Below are 18089 nucleotides of genomic sequence, written 5' to 3' on the forward strand. Positions count from 1 at the left end.
AGCGCAAGCTGGTAAGACCCCTCATAGACGATGAGGTTGATAGGTTCGGTGTGGAAGCGCGGTAACGCGTGGAGCTGACGAATACTAATCGGTCGAGGACTTATCCACACATTCTTAGCAATCATGCGTATTCAGTTTTGAAGGAACAAACCTTCTATATGGAGCTGTGGTGAAGTTGGAGTTCACGCCGGTCTGTCACACCGGAGGTCGCGGGTTCGAGTCCCGTCAGCTCCGCCATTCTTACTCAAGAATGGCGAACAAAGTATGTGGCTCGGTAGCTCAGTCGGTAGAGCAGAGGACTGAAAATCCTCGTGTCGGCGGTTCGATTCCGTCCCGAGCCACCATGTACGAGCCATTAGCTCAGTTGGTAGAGCATCTGACTTTTAATCAGAGGGTCGAAGGTTCGAGTCCTTCATGGCTCACCAGTTTTTCAATCGGACAAAATATGAATAATTGATAAGATATGCGGACGTAGCTCAATTGGTAGAGCGTCGCCTTGCCAAGGCGAAGGTCGAGGGTTCGAGACCCTTCGTCCGCTCCATTTTTGTTCGTAAACACCACTTGCTATGGGCCAGTGGTGTTTCTTGCTTTATCCGCTGAACACTTTAAAAGACGAGTCAGCTTGTAGGGTGCCGATGCTTCTGGTACGATACTTGGAGTGTAAGCTCCTACGATGTTGGAGGTTTTATGAAACATAACAAAAGTATTTTGAAGAAAACGACCGTCGTTGACTTTAAGCAAGATGCTGCTTTTTTTGTTGACCGGGGAATGCGCTGTTTGAATCGGTACGACTATGATAAAGCATTGCGTTCATTTCGCCGAGCAGTTGAAATGGAGCCGACGAATGCAGAATGCCACTGCCATTTGGCTAGTGCCCTAGCTGAAACCGGACAGTTTGAAGCGTCGAATGAGGTCCTCTATGAAGTCATAGAAAAATGGGACCCATCCATGACAGAAGTGTATTTCTACATGGCGAACAACTATGCCAACTTAGAAGATTACCATATGGCAGAAGAAATGGCTGTTCGTTATTTACAAGAGGATAGTACTGGACCGTATCGGGAAGATGCCGAAGAGCTCCTCGACTATATTTACTTTGAGCTGGACATGCCACCGCGACACTTCCTCCCAAGTGAAAAAGAGGACGTATACAGCAAGCACGAACGAGCTCGTCGCAGCCTGGAAGAGGGACGTTTCCTGGAGGCATTGGATACCTTAAAGGAAATCGTCGAGGCAGATCCTGAGTTTTTGCCGGCGTGGAACAATTTATCTCTCGCTTACTATTATGCTGGAGAATTCCAGAAGGCGATGGAGACAATCGAACAAACGCTGGATAAGGAAGAGGGAAACCTGCATGCACTGTGCAATTTGGCGGTTTTGCTCTCCCATCACAATCAAACGGTAGAGCTGTTGAGCTTGATTGATATGTTGAAAAAGGTCGTTCCGTTCCATCCGGAAAATACCTACAAGCTCGCAACAACAATGGGAGTGCTCGGCCAGCATGACGAAGCGTATTTCCATTACCAGCGAATGCTGCGAAATGGAAGGCCACATGAAGCATGCACGTATCACTATGCTGCGATCTCGGCTTATTTGAGTGGGAAAAAGGATCAAGCGCTGCGCTGGTGGCAAAAAGCCAAGCAGTTAGATCCAGAAGCAGGTATCGCAGATCAATACATTCAAATGGTAAAAAACGAACAAGAAGGGGAGACTATAAAACCGATCCCCTACCAATACAATACGACCCAACGTGATGTTTCTTGGGAAAAGGCTTCGTTCACGGGAGTGGAAGATTTTAAAACAGACCCGATGATCCGTGCTTCCCTCCTCTGGGCATTGCAGCATGGACGTGATGAAGTGAAATTCGCGGTGCTGCAAACATTGTCGCTGATCGGAGACGATGAAGCTGAAACCGCGGTCCGTCAATTTTATTACCAGACAGATAACCAACAGCTGCAAAAGTTGGCTTTGCTGGCTTTGGCCGATATGGGTGCAGACATGCCGGAAGGAACTCCGGATGGATCGAATGGTTCACCGACGGCGGAAGAGCAAAAGAGCAGTATAGAAGAAGGCATAAGCCGTTATTTGCTCGCGCAGGGCAAGCAAGAGGCTGGAGAATGGTGCCTCGATGTATGGCGTAAGCATCATGAACATGCCCAAAGTCAGGTACAAGTGCGAAAAGAAGTAGCGTGGGTCGCAGCATTAGAATATGTATACGGAACGATAACGAAAGAAAAACAGTCACAAGCCCTTCTAGCTCAAAAATATGGCATTTCTGCCGCAACCTTGGCAAAGTGCGTCAAAGTTTTGTCGACACTTGATTTTAAATAGATTATTACTTTATAATTAATTTAAATAAGGAAACAGAACTGTGTGAGATGAGGAGGCAACAAGCATGAGCGACCAAAAAATTTATGATGTCATTATCGCCGGAGCTGGCCCTGCTGGAATGACGGCTGCTGTATATACATCCCGTGCGAACATGAGCACATTGATGCTGGAGAGAGGAATTCCAGGCGGTCAAATGGCGAACACGGAAGATATCGAGAACTACCCAGGTTTCACTTCCATTCTTGGCCCTGATCTCTCTACAAAAATGTTTGAGCATGCACAACAATTCGGTGCAGAGTATGCATATGGTGAGATCAAGGAAATCCGCGATGAAGAGCCGTACAAACGCGTTATCACGGGTGACAAGGAATACTTGACCAAATCTGTTATTGTGGCAACTGGTGCAGAGCATCGTTTGCTCGGTGTACAAGGCGAAAAAGAATTGTCCGGCCGTGGTGTTTCTTACTGCGCGGTATGCGATGGTGCATTTTTCCGCAATAAAGAGCTGGTGGTTGTTGGTGGGGGAGACTCCGCAGTAGAAGAGGCAGTGTTCCTTACTCGCTTCGCTTCCAAAGTGACAATCGTACACCGTCGTGATCAGTTCCGTGCACAGAAAATCTTGCAAAAACGCGCTTTCGATAACGAAAAAATCGAAGTAATCTGGGATACAGAACTAAAAGAGATCCGTGGCGAAGGCAAAGTACAAGCGGTTCTCTTGCAAAACACCAAAACAGGTGAAGAAAGAGAATATCCAGCAGATGGGGTGTTCATCTATGTAGGTATGGACCCATTGACTGCAAGCGTGCGCCCACTGGGCATCACCAACGACGCAGGCTACGTACTGACAGACGAAAAAATGAACACCAAAGTAAAAGGTATTTTTGCAGCAGGAGATGTACGCGAAAAAATGCTGCGTCAAGTCGTGACAGCTACTGGAGACGGTTCGATCGCGGCTCAATCTGCTCAGCATTATGTTGAAGAGCTAAATGAAAAGCTGAAGGAACAAAATGTCACAATCTCTTAACCTGCTTGTAACATGGGTGAAATAATTCAAGAGTAATCTATAGACAATGAATTGACCCCCTTATCTATATAAACAATTGTTGCGTGGCTGGCATTCAGTCACGCATTTTTTTTCTAAATTTGCTTGTACTCCTGTAGAAGACGTCATTGGAAAAACAGGGGAAGCGTTTCAAAAAGGTGCGAATAAGGTCGACAATATGGTATGCTATTGTCAGAATCGTAGGAGGCGAGTTGCGTGACGGAATTGGGAAACGACAAGGCCATGAATCTCCTGATTATTACCGGAATGTCAGGTGCGGGAAAGACAGTTGCTGTACAAAGCTTGGAGGACCTAGGCTTTTTTTGTGTAGACAACCTACCCCCTGTACTGATTCCCAAATTTGCTGAGTTGGTTAAACAGTCTGGTGGGAGTATTGAGCGAGTCGCATTGGTGATTGACTTGCGAGGGCGTGAGTTTTTTGAAAATCTAGCCGTAACCATGGAAAGCCTCAATCAAATGAATGGATTATCTTACCATATCCTTTATCTGGATGCGAACGATCAGACATTGGTTTCTCGCTATAAGGAAACACGCCGCAGACATCCGCTTTCTCCGAACGGTTCGCCTTTGGAAGGAATCCACGCCGAGCGCCGTTTGTTGGAGGAAATGAAGGGCTGGGCGCATCAGATTATCGATACGAGTCAAATGAAGCCAGTTCAGCTTCGAGAAAAAATCATCAACCAATACGGTCAACAAGGATCACCACTTACGATTAATGTATTATCGTTTGGTTTCAAATACGGCGCACCGATAGACGCTGACTTGATGTTCGATGTCCGTTTTTTGCCCAACCCGCATTATGTGGAGGAATTGCGTCCGAAAACAGGATGTGATCCAGACGTGGCAGAGTATGTGATGAAGCACAAGGACACAAAAGAATTCTTAGAAAAGCTTACGGACTTTTTGGGGTACACCCTGCCGCATTACCAGCGGGAAGGAAAAAGTCAACTTGTGATAGGAATCGGATGTACCGGTGGCAAGCATCGCTCGGTCGCCATTGCAGAACATTTGGGAGAAACCTTTGGCAAAGATTTTTCTGTCCGTGTCAGTCATCGAGACATGGAAAAGAACAAATGAGCATAAGATGGCAGGAAAGACTGAAGCGTATATAAAAAGCCACCTGTGGTATATGTATTAGAAATAATGAGGTGACATATGCCTACTAAGGGAGTCGGGAGGCTACAGTCAAGGCCATTACGAGTAGTCGTTATTGGGGGAGGAACGGGTCTGTCCGTCCTTCTACGCGGTTTGAAGCACGAGCCGGTGCATATCACAGCGATTGTTACGGTAGCAGACGATGGGGGAAGCTCTGGACGTTTGCGAGAAGAAATGGATATGCTTCCACCTGGCGACATTCGAAACGTCTTGACTGCTCTGGCCGATACAGAGCCGTTGATGGAAAAAGTCATGCAATATCGTTTTTCCACAGGCACGGGATTAGCAGGGCATAATTTGGGAAATCTATTACTTGCAGCGATGAACGAAATCACTGGAGATTTTGTCACCGCAGTCAAAACATTAAGCGGAGTTTTGGCAGTGCGTGGAGATGTATTGCCAGCTTCCACGCAATCGATTCAGTTGAAAGCGGAAATGACAGATGGATCTCTCGTAATCGGAGAATCCCAAATACCGTTGACTGGCAAAGAAATCAAGCGGGTGTTTCTTGATCCAGAGGACGCTGTTCCTCTGAGTGAAGCCCTGATGGCGATTGCCGACGCGGATGCCATTTTGATTGGGCCTGGCAGCTTGTACACGAGCATCCTGCCCAATTTATTAGTACGCGGGCTATTTGAAGCGATTACACACGCACAAGCCCCGAAAATCTACATTTGTAACGTCATGACACAACCGGGGGAGACAGACGGTTTTTCTGCATCCAAGCACGTGAATGTCATGTATGAACATGTAGATAGACCATTTCTGGATACGATCATTGTCAATTCAGCCGAGCTGCCTGCCCATGTATTGGACAAATACGCGGAAAAAGGAGCAGCTCCCGTCCGATGTGACCTAAAAAGATTGCGCCAACTCGGTCTCCACGTGGTGGCGAAGCCGTTAGTCACATTTGAGGATGGATACCTACGTCATGATGCACATGCTGTCAGCAAGCAGGTTGTGTCACTCGTCAAACGAAGACGGAAGGTGCTGAAGATAGAGAAGGAGTAGTGAAGTCGATGTCATTCGCCGCGCATACCAAAAAAGAACTTACCATGACGGAGGGTGCCGATTGCTGCAGCAAGGCAGAGCTCTCAGCCTTGATTCGAATGAATGGAAGTCTGCAGTTTGGAGCCGGACGACTGGTGCTGGATGTGACGACAGAGAACGCGGCGATTGCCCGACGCATTTACACGTTGATCAAGAGGTTGTTTCAGATACACGCTGAATTGCTGGTTCGCAAAAAAATGCGTTTGAAAAAGAACAACGTCTACATTGTGCGTATTCCGAATAAGGCCAATGAGATCTTGCAAAACTTGGGCATCATGGATGAAAGCCTGTCGTTTATCCCGGGAATCGCTCCTGAGATCGTGAAGAAGTCCTGCTGCCGCGCTGCTTATTTGCGGGGGGCTTTTTTGGCGGGGGGATCTGTGAATCATCCAGAGGCATCCAGCTATCATCTGGAGATTTTCACTTCCTATCAGGATTTTTGCGAAGCGTTGACCAAAATCGCCAATCGATATAAACTAAATGCCAAGTGCATCGAGCGGAAAAAAGGGTATGTTCTCTATATTAAAGAAGGCGAAAAGATTACAGAGTTTTTGAGCTTGATAGGGGCTCATCAGGCGCTTCTGTATTTCGAGGACGTCCGAATCGTAAAGGACATGCGGAACTCCGTAAACCGTTTACACAATTGTGAAATCGCCAACATAAACAAAACAGTGAATGCAGCTACCAGACAAATGGAGAATATCCAGCTCATCGATCAAGAGATGGGATTGGAGAATTTGCCAAAACGTCTGCGCGAGGTCGCGGAGCTTCGAGTGGCTCATCCTGACATCAATTTGAAAGAATTGGGCGAGATGGTGCCAAGCGGAGTAGTAAGCAAATCGGGCATTAACCACCGCTTGCGAAAAATTAACGAAATCGCTGACAAAATACGAGAAAAACAAAATATTTCGATGTAGATGCATGTTATACTAAAGGATAATAGTCTACAAGTAAGGAGGTCCATTCATGGTTCAACAGCAGGTCGTGGTTCAGTTAAAGACCGGTTTGCAAGCTCGTCCAGCAGCCTTTTTCGTACAGGAGGCTAACCGTTTTGCATCGGAAGTATTCGTAGAAAAAGGCAACAAGAAGGTCAATGCGAAAAGCATCATGGGTATCATGAGCCTCGCAATCAGCTCTGGAACGGAAATTACTATTTTGGCAGAAGGGCCGGATGCCTCCCAGGCAGTCACCAGCCTTACGAATCTGGTAAGCAAGGAAGAATAGAGTCACGAGAGACACTTTTCCCGTAAAGGGAGGTGTCTTTTTTTGTTGGTCGTCTTGATGAAAATGTATCAATTTACTTCGGGCAGGGCATTTCTAACCATGTAGATTGCATGAAGGAGGAAATGAGACATGAGTAACCGTGATAAGTGTTACGAAGGCCGCGATTGTTATGACATGGACATTGATCGAATGGTGAACGAGGGACTGGGGGGCGGAGTTGTTTCCGACCAAAATGGCCTGATTGAAGAAACGACTGTAGACACGATGACAGGTGATACTTCAGCCAAGCAAGCTCTTGACGATGATCAATAGAGGGAGTCAGTCACATATGAATGTAACGAGAGCACAAGCCATCATGAAATCCGACGACCACATCAAGGTAGAGTACGAAGGACAAGCCGTTTGGATCGATGCTGTAGACGAAAAAACGTCAACAGCACGTGTGCATGAGGAAAAAAATCCAGGACATAGCCGAACAGTCTATGTCAGTCAGTTAATGGAAGTATCACAATGATCCATGAAAAAAGCCGAGCAAACCAAGGGGAAGCCTCTTGGGGTTTGCTCGGCATACAAAAAACACTCGGCCTGAAATCCAGGCACGAGTGCTTCTTTTTTTACTACCTATCTCTTATTTTTTCGAAGACGGTTCGGAAGTGATGACCTTGTCAATCAATCCATACTCTACTGCTTCAGCGGCAGAGAGGAAGTTGTCACGATCGGTATCCTTTTGGATGCGCTCCAAAGGCTGTCCTGTGCGTTCAGCCAAGATGGTGTTCAGGTGATCACGCATCTTCAAAATACGTTTTGCGGCAATCTCAATGTCGCTCGCTTGTCCTTGTGCACCACCCAATGGTTGGTGGATCATGACTTCACTGTTTGGCAGAGCAAAACGCTTGCCTTTTGCCCCAGCAGCCAGCAGGAATGCTCCCATGGAAGCAGCCATTCCGATACAAATGGTGGATACATCAGGCTTGATGAAGTGCATAGTATCGTAAATTGCCATACCAGCAGTAATAGAACCGCCTGGGCTGTTTATGTACAAGTGAATGTCTTTCTCCGGATCTTCCGCCTGAAGGAACAACAACTGTGCCACAACGATATTGGCTACGGTGTCGTTGATTGGGGTTCCCAGAAAGATGATGCGGTCTTTGAGCAGGCGGGAATAAATGTCGTAAGCACGTTCCCCGCGGTTCGTCTGTTCAATGACGGTTGGAATTAAATTCATATGCATCTAGTCTTCCTCCTCTCTTTGTAACAATATCATACACAAAAGGTCAATGAAGGTCAAACACATAAGTGCGCTCCCTCACTACCATGTTTGCCAATTTCCCTCTGTCTAAACCTACTCGAAAAAGAAAACATTCATTCCTTGGAATTCTCATCGGCCTCGGTTAAATCGACGGCGAGTTTCAGCGTGGCTTTCATCTTTTTCCCCTTGATGATCGTATATTCATCGACTTGTTTGGCTTGCAGCTGATTGATGGCTTCCGCCAGCTCCTGTTGATCTTTGTATGGTTCAATGGTCAATAAGCATTCTTCGTCACTGGCCTCTTGATAGATGAGAAAAAAACGTTCCCCTGCCATGGCAAGCCTCACTTTCGAAAGTTATCCACAATGTTATGCACAGGTTGTGCACAAAAACATTTGTTCGTGGGATATTTATTTTTTTCCTAGTCTTGTCATGTTTGGCGAGAGAATTACATAGGAAATGTATGGGATAAAAAAGAAGGAAAAAGTTGATTCGTGTCGAACCTTACAAAATTGGAATTCATTTCATGATATTTGAGGGGTGTTTATTATGCTTCGCAAGTTTTCGACAATGATGCTGACAGCGGCTCTTCTAACAGGAAGTGTAGCGGCAACGGCTGCTTTCGCCCAAACTGCTCCTGCTCCTGTACAGCAACAAAAAATCAAAGTTCAGCTAAACGGCAAGGAGTTCCCATTCCCACAAGAAATCGTTACTGAAAATGGTGTTGCGTATGTAAATGCGAGCACATTGGCGATTGCTTTGGGTGGTAGTGCAGCATGGGATAGCACGACAAAATCTCTGTTGGTTGCCAAAGACAACAAGTACGCTCTGCGTATGTACGAAAACCAAAACTTTGCTTATAAAAACGGCAAAGAAACCAGTGTAGCAAATCCGCCACGTCCAGTGACCGGAGCAGTGCTCGTGCCTCTCGTATTCATTGCCCAAGAATTGGGTGCAAAAGTAGAATACGATGCAAAAACGCTCACTTACAAGCTGAGCATTCCAATTAATTCCTAATAATCAATGGGATACTTCCCATCAAGATAGCCACTTCTATGCGTAGAAGTGGCTATTTTCCTCAATAATACGCGTATACGCCTCTATTAGCAGACAGCGATAGAGGTTTTTTTGATTGATTCTTCTTTTAATCATTTCTATTGCAAATTTTCTAAAATATCCTACAATAAGATTGTGATTCATAGTTTGCTCATAAATAAAGAGGGGGATGTTTTGCAATGAAAAAACAGAAATCATTGTCGATACTGGCTGCAACATTTGCTCTGAGCACATTGCTCGCGGGCTGCGGCGGAGGTGCGGGGACTGGTGGACAAAGCGCGACACCACAGCCAAGCAATAATAGCGGAGGAAGCACGGGCGGTGCAAGTGGCGCTACTGAGAAGCTCGTCGTTGCTGTAGTTGGTCCGATGTCTGGGCAGTACTCCGATTACGGAAGCACAGCAAAAGCTGGTGCTGAATATGCATTGAAAGAAAAGGCAGAGGCATTCAAAGCACTTGGCTTTGACGTTCAATTGTCTGCGCAAGACGACCAAGCTGACCCAAAACAAGGGGTAGCAGTCGCACAAATGTTGATTTCCAATCCTGATGTAATCGGAGTAGTTGGCCATGCTACAACAGGTGCTTCCATCACAGCAGCAGCGCAATACGAGCAAGAGAAGCTCGTGATGGTATCTCCTTCGGCAACGGGATCAGATTTGACTGAGCAAGGCAAGAAGATCGTACACCGCATTTGTGCGCGTGATGATCAACAAGGCTCCAAGGCTGCTATTTTTGCCAAAAATCAGTTGAATGTAAAAACGGCATTCGTTATGCATGACAAGGCTGCTTATGGACAAGGTCTTGCGGAAGAAGTGAAAAAGCAATTTGAAAAAGACGGCGTACAAGTTCTCGGCTATGAAGGGGTAACAGCAGGCGAGAAGGATTATAGTGCGATTATCACCCAAATCCTCGCGAAAAACCCAGAGATGATTTACTTCGGTGGATACTACTCTGATGCAGGAATCATCGTGAAGCAAGCACGTGAAAAAGGATTCAAAGGTGTCTTCATGGGTGGCGATGGCTATGACTCCGCTGACATGGTGAAAATTGCTGGTGCGGAAAATGCCAATAATGTAGTCTTTACTTCTACTGTTGGCGATATTGGTGCTACCGAAGACGGCAAGAAATGGATTACAGACTTCGAGAGCGCGACTGGCAACAAAGTAGGGATCTTCACTTCGTTTGGTTATGATTCCATGGGTGTTATGCTGAACGGTTTGGAAGAAGCGATCAAAGCAAACGGCGGCAAAAAGCCAACTCGTGAACAAGTGCTGGAAGCTGTTCACAAAACCAAAGATTACAAAGGCAAATTCGTTAACGTAACATTCAATGAAAAAGGCGACAACGACTTTGCTTCCGTATACGTGTACAAGTATGAGGATGGCAAGAAAGTATTTATGGGTGAAGCGAAGTAATCTTCATTATGAACAAGCCATTTGGGACATACTACGTTTGGCATGAATACCAGAATGAAAAGGAAGGGATTCTGATGTCAAACAATCGAAATACGAAGAATGGCGGCAATCAAGGACACAGCAGCAAGACGCAGGGCACCCAAAAGCAAAAGTCCGAAAGAGATCGTAACCTGAATAAACAGGATCCACAATAACAATGACAAAAGCCCACCCGTTTTAGCCAAAGGAGCTCAACGGGAGGGCTTTTGCTTGTTAAATACCTTGCTTGCTAGGCAAACGTTTTTCGGGATGACCGTAGCCCTGATGCTGTCTGCTTCGCAGGTTTTTCGCCTGGGATTCGCGAATTTTGGCCACGAACTCACCCGTGCTCATTTTGGAGAAATCCATAGGGCACCTCCACTGATGATGAGATGTACACCCTTCTAGGATGACCCAATTTGGCCCTGTACAATCGGCAGTGTTATTTCTACCACTGTACCTTCGTGCTCTCTGCTTTTAATTTCCAGGCTGCCATTGTGGTCTTTCATGATTTTGCTGCTGATCATGAGGCCGAGGCCAGTTCCGTTTTCTTTTGTTGTGAAAAAGGGGGCGCCCAGCTTGTGAATCATTTCTTCAGAGATTCCACAGCCAGTATCTGTGAGTGTAATGAGTACTTGATGATTGTCTTTTAAGGCGGTGGCAATATGAATCTCACCATGTCCGTCAATCGCTTCGATGGCATTTTTAATGATGTTGATAAAGACCTGCTTGAGCTGATTTTCTTCTCCCGCAATGATCGGATGGTAAGCAAATGCGGTACGGAAATCGATGTTTTTCAAATTGGCTTCCGACCTCAAAAGTACCAATACGTTTTCCAGCAATGGGATGAGCGGAAGAGGCTTGATTTGAATGCTATGTGGCTTTGCCAAGACAAGCAATTCACTCACAATAAAATTGATCCGGTCCAGTTCAGAGAGCATGATATCGGCGTATTGCTGGTTATCTTTCATGCTCGGATAAAGAAATTGGATAAAGCCCTTTAAAGATGTGAGCGGATTGCGAATCTCATGGGCGATTCCAGCAGCCAGCTCGCCAATCACAGACAGCTTCTCAGCCTTTCGTAATAGTTCCTCGTTATGCCGCCGTTCTGTAATATCCCGCGATACGATGATAAAGCCATCACAATCTCCCGTTTTCGTCAGGATGGGGGCACCCTTTGATTCGAGAACGATCCATTTGTTATTTTTCGTCTGGAAACGGAATTCGCATATCTTTGGTTCTTTGGTCGCCAGCAAATGATGAAAGTGGTCAATAACAGTTTTGCGATCTTCTGGATGAATCTCGGCAAAGGTAAGCTGACGGCAATGTTCACTCGTTTCGATTACGCGTGAATGCGAAGGAGAGAGATAGAGGATATCCCCGTTTTTGTCCGTAATCAGAATCAGATCATCTGTGTATTCTGAGATGATTTTGTTCGTATTCTCGCTTTTAAACAAGGCGGCCTCTGAGTATTTGCGTTCTGTGACATTTCGCGAGACTAACATAATGTTTTGGACGTCTCCTACCGCGCTTAAAATGGGGATACCGCGTGTTTCAAAGGAGACTTCGTTTCCATTCTTATCCATAGAGCGTGTCTCGAAATGAACGGGTTGCTTCGTTGCCATGATCTCTTGAAATTTGTCCCGGAACATAGGGATATCCTCTGGATGTGTGAGCTGTAGATTGTTAGGGGAAGTAACCTCGGCTGGAACAAATCCCAATTGCTCGATAGATGGAGATGCATAGATGCGTCGCATGGATAAATCATAAATCGTCACGATATCCTGAGTATGATCGATGAGAAGACGATATTTGGCTTCAGTTTGACGCAAGGCCTCTTCAATTTTTTTGCGGTCCGAAATGTCACGGGTAATGCAGGAAGCACCAATAATTTTTCCCGTTTCGTCTTTAATTGGAGCAGCCGACAGAATGACATCCATCTTCGTGCCATCTTTTCGCTGCCTGATGGTTTCATAATTCGTTAGTAAGACACCCATGCTCCTGACTGCATCAAATAACTGTTTGGTCTCGCTCTTGTACTCGTCTGGAATAAAGCAGAGCGGTGAAGCGTAAATCTCCTCCATGGACCAACCGTAGTATTGCTCAAAAGCATGATTCACCAAGACGATATTGTTATCGAGATCACTAATGGAGATGGCATCCGTCGTAAAGTGGAAAAATGCTTTTAATATTTGATCGGGAAACAAAACTTGCGTGATTTCCTTTTTTGAACGTTTCTTTTTCCATAAGAAAGGGGTATTAAGCTTGTTCATCAGATTTCCCCCGCATAGTCTATCTAGTATTTGAATGAGATAGTATTGTCGTAACTATTCGAGATATAGGAGCCATTTTCCTATCAAAATTTGGAATAGTTTGTTATTCTATAATGAATTGGTCATGCATGAAGGTTCTGACTCGCATGGAAATCAGCTATAATGAGAGTTAGAAAAAAGTCGGGGGTGTATGCATGACAACGGGTTTTATCGTTGCGTTGGTGCTCATTTTTATCGTCGTCATCGGTGCGACGATTTTGGTTACAAACAAAGCTTATTCGCGTAAACCTGAACAAATAGATCCGATCCTGCCCAGTAAGGATACTGCTGGAAATAAGGAACTCGATCAATAATGCCAGCAGGCAAAAGAAAAGGAGTGGTTATCTCAACCACTCCTGCTTTTTTGACGGTATCGGAAAGTAAATAGCCTACAGTTTGGAGAAGCGTTCCACGATGTCATCAACAAGCAGTTCAGCAGAAAGGATGCCGCCGCCTACGTTCCAGATCACTTCGTCAACTTGGAATGCCTTATTGTTTTTCGCGACATTCAGTTTTTGATAGAGCGGATCTTTCATCCATTCCTCTGTGTATTTATTGGCAGATCCATCACCGGAATAATCGCCGATCCAGTAAAACATGACGTCGCCATCCATTTCAGCCATGAGTTCTTTTGGAATGTCTTTTTTGAACTCATCGATGTCTTGGGAGGCTGGTCGAGCAAAACCGAGCTGGCTCAGAACAACGCCAGAGAAAGTGTCTTTCAAGTAGAGACGAGTTTTACCAGCTACGAAACGAACGACAGAGACTTTCATCTTCGTCTTGTCACCCAGTTTTCCTTTTGCATCCTCAATCTTCTTATCAAAATCAGCCATCAGCTTGTCGCCTTCAGCTTTTTTATTCAACGCTTCGGAGTATAGGGCAAAGTTGATTTTCCATCTGCCTACGAGATCCTCGGAGAAGACGGTTGGAGCAATCGCAGAAAGCTGAGTGTATACTTTTTCTTGCCCTTGGCGTCCTTTTGTTCCCAGAATCAGATCTGGCTTCAGGCTGGCGATCAGCTCAACGTTTGGTTGGTTCTCATCACCCAATTCAACTGCATCCTTCATTTTTTCTTTAATATGTGGATGCCATGGGTCACCAGATTTGCCGAGGCCACTCATGACAGCCCCAACTGGCGTAATCCCTAACGCGAGAACAGCCTCTGTGCTTTCACTGGTGAGAGTGATGACACGTTGAGGAGTCCCTTTTATTTTTGTTGACCCCATAAAGTGTTTTACTTCTCTCTCTTCAGACGCTGCCGGTGCTGATGTATTTGTTGACGCGGCTGGTGTAGAAGAAGATGAGTCGGATGAAGGCGTTGCCTGTCCTCCGCAACCTGTTACGAGCATGACAGCGGAAAGCATAGCCCCGAGCATCAAACGCAGGGAAGTTTTGCGCATGATGGAAAATCCCCCTTTTAACTGATAATGATTATCATTTTTCTTCACTACTGTATATGCATATATGACAATGTGTCAATATATTTTTTGGAATCAGAGGAAAAGTATAGATATTTATGTGCTGAATTTTCCAGTAGTGATAATAAAAATCAATATCATTGACTAGCCCTATCCTCAAGCTTAAACTGATTAGTGGGAGAAACTTACATACATAGGTGGCGAATAAACAGAATAGGTAGAATGCATACGGAAAGAAGGGACCAGGCGTGAATGTGATTTTGTCCAGCCGACTGCAAAAGACTACTGTACTCATAGCAGGACTCGTCGTCCTGGCAGTCGTGATGGTAGCTAGTATCCTTTTCGGAATCAATCGGTATTCGCTCACTACTGCAGTAGGGGCATATACTCAATTTTCCGGTTCGGAGGAACACTTGATTATTACGACTTCCCGAATGCCGCGTACACTGACAGCGGTAGCGGTAGGGAGCAGTCTCGCTGTAGCAGGTGTTTTGTTGCAGGCGTTGACTCGCAACCCTTTGGCTTCACCATCTCTTATCGGTGTGAACGCTGGAGCTGCAGCAGCCATAGTGACGACGATTGCTGTATTTGGCTCGCAATTCCCCGTGTCGCAGATGATGTGGGCGGGCTTTATCGGAGCGGGGGTGACGGCTCTGCTCGTATACGGGTTGGCTTCCGCTGGGCGGGGAGGCATGACTCCGATTAAGCTGACACTTTCGGGTGCAGCGGTTGCCGCTTTTGCTTCGTCTGTGACTTCTCTGTTTATGCTGCTGCAAGAAAAGACGATGACAGAGGCCTTTTACTGGTTAGTTGGTTCTGTGGAGGGAAGACAGCTTGATCATTTTTTTATGATCATTCCTTATTTGCTCGTAGGCTGGTTAGGCGCTATGCTACTGACCGGCTCGTTAAACTTGATGGTACTCGGTGACGATGTAGCGACTGGATTGGGCCAAAAGATTATCTTGGTAAAAGCTACAGCAATATTGATCGTGGTACTTTTGGCAGGTGGGAGTGTCGCGCTCGCCGGACCGATTGCATTTGTAGGCATCATCATACCGCATCTTTGTCGTTTTTTAGTCGGCCTTGATCATCGCTGGTTGATTCCCTATTCGATTGTCTTCGGCGGAGCTTTTCTGGTTTGCGCTGATTTGCTTTCACGCCTTGTGTTGATGCCTATGCGTTTGGAAGTACCGGTAGGCGTAGCAACCGCCATGATCGGAGTGGCTTTTATTATCCCGCTGGTCAGGAGGAGAGCGTATGCATAGATATGTAGTCATACGGACCAAAAAGCCAGCGCTTTCTTTTCATGTAGATAAGCGGGCGTTAGGAATTAATTTCATTCTATTTATCCTGTTATCTGCTCTGATTGTATTGAGTATTGGCTTAGGAAGCTTGCATATTCCGGTGTGGGATGTCATCAAAGCTTTTGTGGGAGCGGGCAGTGAACAGAATGAATTGATCGTGCTCGATTGGCGATTGCCTCGCGTTGTCGTTTCAGTCATGGTGGGGGCTTCCCTGGCAGTATCGGGGGCCATCTTGCAGTCCTTGGTGCGAAATCCGTTAGCTTCGCCTGATTTAATCGGGACTACAGCGGGAGCGACGGCAGCAGCAGTAGCATTTATCACCTTCGCAAAAGATGTGAGTGTGCAATGGATGCCATTGGTGGCCTTGATCGGTGGATTGGTAACCGCGACGCTTACGTATCTCACTGCGTGGAAGGAGGGAGTCTCCCCTTTTCGTCTCGCACTTGTGGGGGTATGTATCTCAGCAGGCATGGGGGCATTAACGATTTTTTTTATGGTGATTACCCAAACCCATAAAGCCTCAAATGCACTCGGGTGGATGACAGGAACCGTGTATGGTATGTCTTGGGTAAATGTGATAACGTTGCTTCCGTGGACCGTATTGTTTCTCGGCGCTACGATTTTACAAATCCGTTATTTGAATGCCCAGGAGCTCGGTGATGATATCGCCAAAGGCATTGGTGTAGCGATTGATAAGAAGCGTTTGCTCTTGATTGCGATCAGTGTGGCATTGGCAGGTGCTGCGGTCGGTGTGGCAGGGGGAATCAGTTTTATTGGGTTGATGGCCCCACACATAGCTCGTAGGCTAGTAGGCTCTGCATATGGCTATTTGCTGCCGGCTTCCGCTGTTTTGGGCGGGATGCTCGTCGTCTTGGCTGATTTAATTGGGAGAACGGTATTTTTACCGCATGATTTGCCAGCAGGGATTTTTACCGCAGCGATTGGAGCTCCGTTTTTTGTTTATCTTTTGTATAAAACGAGGAATCATCAGTAGGAAATTGAAGAGTGATTATCGAGAGTTTAGTGAGAACCCTGAAGAAGAGGAATGCTTCAGGGGTTTTTTGTGCTCACTATCTGTCAATTTATAACAAAATATTACAAGATTCGAATTTACAATACGCTTTAAATATGGTAAAGATTAGTATATATTGCATTTATAATAATTAATGGGATTATTCGTTAACGGATACTTTGCTCATGGGAACCCCTAGTATACGGAGAAAAACAAGAGCGATAATATCAGTCATCATTCGATAAATATAGACTTCATTCTAGCGAAGTCATCAAATAATTACAAAAAATTACAAAGCATATATTTACAATTTTTAGATAAAATGGTAAAACATAATAGTACTACTATCACAGCTTTTGGAGGGATTTATTCGTGAAAAAAGTCGTAGCAAGTCTATTGAGCCTGTCACTCGTATTATCTGCCTCTGTATCTGTACTGGCTGCAGAGCCTGTAAAAATCTCGAAATCATCTCAAAAAGCTGCGGCGGCAAACGATCCTTATGAGCCAAATGATGATCCTGCATTTGCTTCTTATATAAACTCAAATACTTCATATTCGGCAGAGATTGGTCATGTTGAAGATAAGGATATTTTTAAATTTTATGCAAAACCAGGCGAACTGAAATTTTTACTTAACAGCTTAACTGTGGAAAAAGGGCAATTTTGGGTTATTCTACACAAAATTGATGAGCCTGGTTCAGGAACACAGGACTTTTTCGCTGTAAACGGAAATGTTAACTTTACGACTAATATCACTAAAGAAGGAACATATGCGATTTACATATTTGACAAGCGTGTTATGGTAGAAAACCCAAAACCAATTAAACCAGTCCCTTATGCGTTTAAAGCCATTTTTAATCAATAAGATCACTGACTATTTCTACTAGTATATCTGGAGGTATTATTCATGAAAAAAGTCGTAGCTAGCTTATTGACTCTGACAATGGCATTATCACTCTCAGTATCTGCATTTGCAGCAGAACCTGCGAAAAATGTTAATGCTTCTCAGAAAACTGCTTCCACAAATGATCCATATGAACCCAATGATGATCCAGCGTTTGCTACTTATATCAATTCGAATGTTACCTATAATGGTGTGATTTCTCACAACAAAGATTTTGACTGGTTTAATTTTTATGCGAAACCGGGTGAATTCAATTTCGCTTTAAGTAAATTATCTTCACCGCCGGGCGAATTCAACATAATGGTAATTAAACAAGGCGGAGGGATAGTCCATACTTATTGGTCTAAACCAGGGAATGTTAATTTCACATTTAATATTCCGGAAGAAGGAAGTTACAGTATCAACATTAATAGCGCTAAAAAATTTGAATCAACCCCAATTGCCCCAGCACCCTACGCATTCAAAGCCATTTTTAATCAGTAGGATCAATTGGCTACTTGCAGACTATACAGGGTAGCACAACTCTCCATTTTTTTCGAATTTAACGGAAAAATGCAGCCCGTTCTCCATTAGGAGGCG

At 45.2% G+C, this 18089-nt stretch carries 20 protein-coding genes, 4 tRNA genes and 1 rRNA gene; 20 read left to right on the forward strand and 5 right to left on the reverse strand.

The genetic code is table 11. From position 1 onward, the window contains the following. The 13 genes from M3630_RS20345 to M3630_RS20405 all read left to right on the forward strand — a co-directional run. Window positions 1-108: ribosomal RNA gene (locus M3630_RS20345) — 23S ribosomal RNA — on the forward strand; the annotation flags it as partial. A 52-nt stretch (window positions 109-160) separates the two neighbouring features. Beyond that, window positions 161-237: transfer RNA gene (locus tag M3630_RS20350), tRNA-Asp, on the forward strand. Between the two features lie 31 nt (window positions 238-268). After that, window positions 269-344, forward strand: a tRNA-Phe gene (locus M3630_RS20355). Between the two features lie 5 nt (window positions 345-349). Continuing rightward, window positions 350-425: transfer RNA gene (locus M3630_RS20360), tRNA-Lys, on the forward strand. A gap of 40 nt (window positions 426-465) precedes the next feature. Continuing rightward, window positions 466-541, forward strand: a tRNA-Gly gene (locus tag M3630_RS20365). Between the two features lie 146 nt (window positions 542-687). Then, window positions 688-2331 (forward strand): tetratricopeptide repeat protein, encoded by a 1644-nt coding sequence (locus M3630_RS20370; protein ID WP_251253304.1) that lies wholly within the window; start codon window positions 688-690, stop codon window positions 2329-2331. Between the two features lie 64 nt (window positions 2332-2395). Further along, window positions 2396-3355, forward strand: coding sequence for a thioredoxin-disulfide reductase (trxB, locus tag M3630_RS20375; protein WP_221868247.1), 960 nt, complete (start codon window positions 2396-2398; stop codon window positions 3353-3355). A 234-nt stretch (window positions 3356-3589) separates the two neighbouring features. Then, window positions 3590-4471: an RNase adapter RapZ gene (gene rapZ, locus M3630_RS20380; RefSeq protein WP_173611012.1), complete on the forward strand. Its 882-nt coding sequence runs from the start codon at window positions 3590-3592 to the stop codon at window positions 4469-4471. Window positions 4472-4549: 78 nt separating this feature from the next. Beyond that, entirely contained in the window at window positions 4550-5560 is a 1011-nt protein-coding gene (locus tag M3630_RS20385; RefSeq protein WP_173611013.1) for a gluconeogenesis factor YvcK family protein, read from the forward strand. An 8-nt stretch (window positions 5561-5568) separates the two neighbouring features. Beyond that, entirely contained in the window at window positions 5569-6516 is a 948-nt protein-coding gene (gene whiA, locus M3630_RS20390; protein WP_251253305.1) for a DNA-binding protein WhiA, read from the forward strand. Between the two features lie 49 nt (window positions 6517-6565). After that, window positions 6566-6823 carry an HPr family phosphocarrier protein gene (locus M3630_RS20395; protein WP_048034964.1) on the forward strand — a complete coding sequence of 86 codons (258 nt, stop codon included), beginning with the start codon at window positions 6566-6568 and terminating at the stop codon, window positions 6821-6823. 129 nt (window positions 6824-6952) lie between these two features. After that, window positions 6953-7135, forward strand: a complete 183-nt coding sequence (locus tag M3630_RS20400; protein ID WP_173611015.1) for a hypothetical protein — start codon at window positions 6953-6955, stop codon at window positions 7133-7135. Between the two features lie 16 nt (window positions 7136-7151). Further along, window positions 7152-7337 carry an H-type small acid-soluble spore protein gene (locus tag M3630_RS20405; protein WP_088909644.1) on the forward strand — a complete coding sequence of 62 codons (186 nt, stop codon included), beginning with the start codon at window positions 7152-7154 and terminating at the stop codon, window positions 7335-7337. Between the two features lie 114 nt (window positions 7338-7451). On the opposite strand, the gene clpP is transcribed toward M3630_RS20405, so the two are convergent. Next, the gene (gene clpP / locus M3630_RS20410; RefSeq protein WP_007720441.1) at window positions 7452-8054 is read right to left on the reverse strand and encodes an ATP-dependent Clp endopeptidase proteolytic subunit ClpP; all 603 of its coding nucleotides are present in this window, start codon (window positions 8052-8054) and stop codon (window positions 7452-7454) included. Between the two features lie 131 nt (window positions 8055-8185). Continuing rightward, window positions 8186-8407, reverse strand: coding sequence for a hypothetical protein (locus M3630_RS20415; RefSeq protein ID WP_026043328.1), 222 nt, complete (start codon window positions 8405-8407; stop codon window positions 8186-8188). Window positions 8408-8621: 214 nt separating this feature from the next. Between M3630_RS20415 and M3630_RS20420 the strand changes: the two genes are divergently transcribed. Both M3630_RS20420 and M3630_RS20425 read left to right on the forward strand, forming a co-directional pair. Continuing rightward, window positions 8622-9089, forward strand: a complete 468-nt coding sequence (locus M3630_RS20420; protein ID WP_173611016.1) for a copper amine oxidase N-terminal domain-containing protein — start codon at window positions 8622-8624, stop codon at window positions 9087-9089. Between the two features lie 218 nt (window positions 9090-9307). Then, a complete protein-coding gene (locus tag M3630_RS20425) occupies window positions 9308-10543 on the forward strand; it encodes a branched-chain amino acid ABC transporter substrate-binding protein (RefSeq protein ID WP_173611017.1) in 1236 nt (411 codons plus the stop codon). 252 nt (window positions 10544-10795) lie between these two features. On the opposite strand, the gene M3630_RS20430 is transcribed toward M3630_RS20425, so the two are convergent. Continuing rightward, window positions 10796-10930, reverse strand: a complete 135-nt coding sequence (locus M3630_RS20430) for a DUF4023 domain-containing protein (RefSeq protein ID WP_173611018.1) — start codon at window positions 10928-10930, stop codon at window positions 10796-10798. A 35-nt stretch (window positions 10931-10965) separates the two neighbouring features. Further along, window positions 10966-12834 (reverse strand): PAS domain-containing sensor histidine kinase, encoded by a 1869-nt coding sequence (locus M3630_RS20435; protein ID WP_251253306.1) that lies wholly within the window; start codon window positions 12832-12834, stop codon window positions 10966-10968. Window positions 12835-13028: 194 nt separating this feature from the next. On the opposite strand from M3630_RS20435, the gene M3630_RS20440 reads away from it, so the two are divergent. Then, entirely contained in the window at window positions 13029-13187 is a 159-nt protein-coding gene (locus M3630_RS20440) for a hypothetical protein (RefSeq protein ID WP_173611020.1), read from the forward strand. Between the two features lie 75 nt (window positions 13188-13262). On the opposite strand, the gene M3630_RS20445 is transcribed toward M3630_RS20440, so the two are convergent. Further along, window positions 13263-14273, reverse strand: coding sequence for an ABC transporter substrate-binding protein (locus M3630_RS20445; RefSeq protein ID WP_221868249.1), 1011 nt, complete (start codon window positions 14271-14273; stop codon window positions 13263-13265). A 266-nt stretch (window positions 14274-14539) separates the two neighbouring features. Between M3630_RS20445 and M3630_RS20450 the strand changes: the two genes are divergently transcribed. The 4 genes from M3630_RS20450 to M3630_RS20465 all read left to right on the forward strand — a co-directional run bounded on the left by M3630_RS20450 (window position 14540) and on the right by M3630_RS20465 (window position 17993). Then, the gene (locus M3630_RS20450) at window positions 14540-15556 is read left to right on the forward strand and encodes a FecCD family ABC transporter permease (RefSeq protein ID WP_251253307.1); all 1017 of its coding nucleotides are present in this window, start codon (window positions 14540-14542) and stop codon (window positions 15554-15556) included. Next, window positions 15549-16589, forward strand: a complete 1041-nt coding sequence (locus M3630_RS20455) for a FecCD family ABC transporter permease (RefSeq protein ID WP_251253308.1) — start codon at window positions 15549-15551, stop codon at window positions 16587-16589. The genes M3630_RS20450 and M3630_RS20455 overlap by 8 nt, the downstream gene beginning before the upstream one ends. A gap of 390 nt (window positions 16590-16979) precedes the next feature. After that, complete coding sequence (locus tag M3630_RS20460) at window positions 16980-17471, forward strand: hypothetical protein (protein ID WP_173611024.1); 492 nt, start codon at window positions 16980-16982, stop codon at window positions 17469-17471. A 42-nt stretch (window positions 17472-17513) separates the two neighbouring features. After that, on the forward strand, window positions 17514-17993 hold the full coding sequence (locus tag M3630_RS20465; RefSeq protein ID WP_251253309.1) for a hypothetical protein: 480 nt from the start codon (window positions 17514-17516) through the stop codon (window positions 17991-17993). Window positions 17994-18089: the final 96 nt, after the last annotated feature.

Origin of the sequence: Brevibacillus sp. MER 51, from assembly GCF_023714195.1 — a bacterium.
GTDB lineage: Bacteria > Bacillota > Bacilli > Brevibacillales > Brevibacillaceae > Brevibacillus.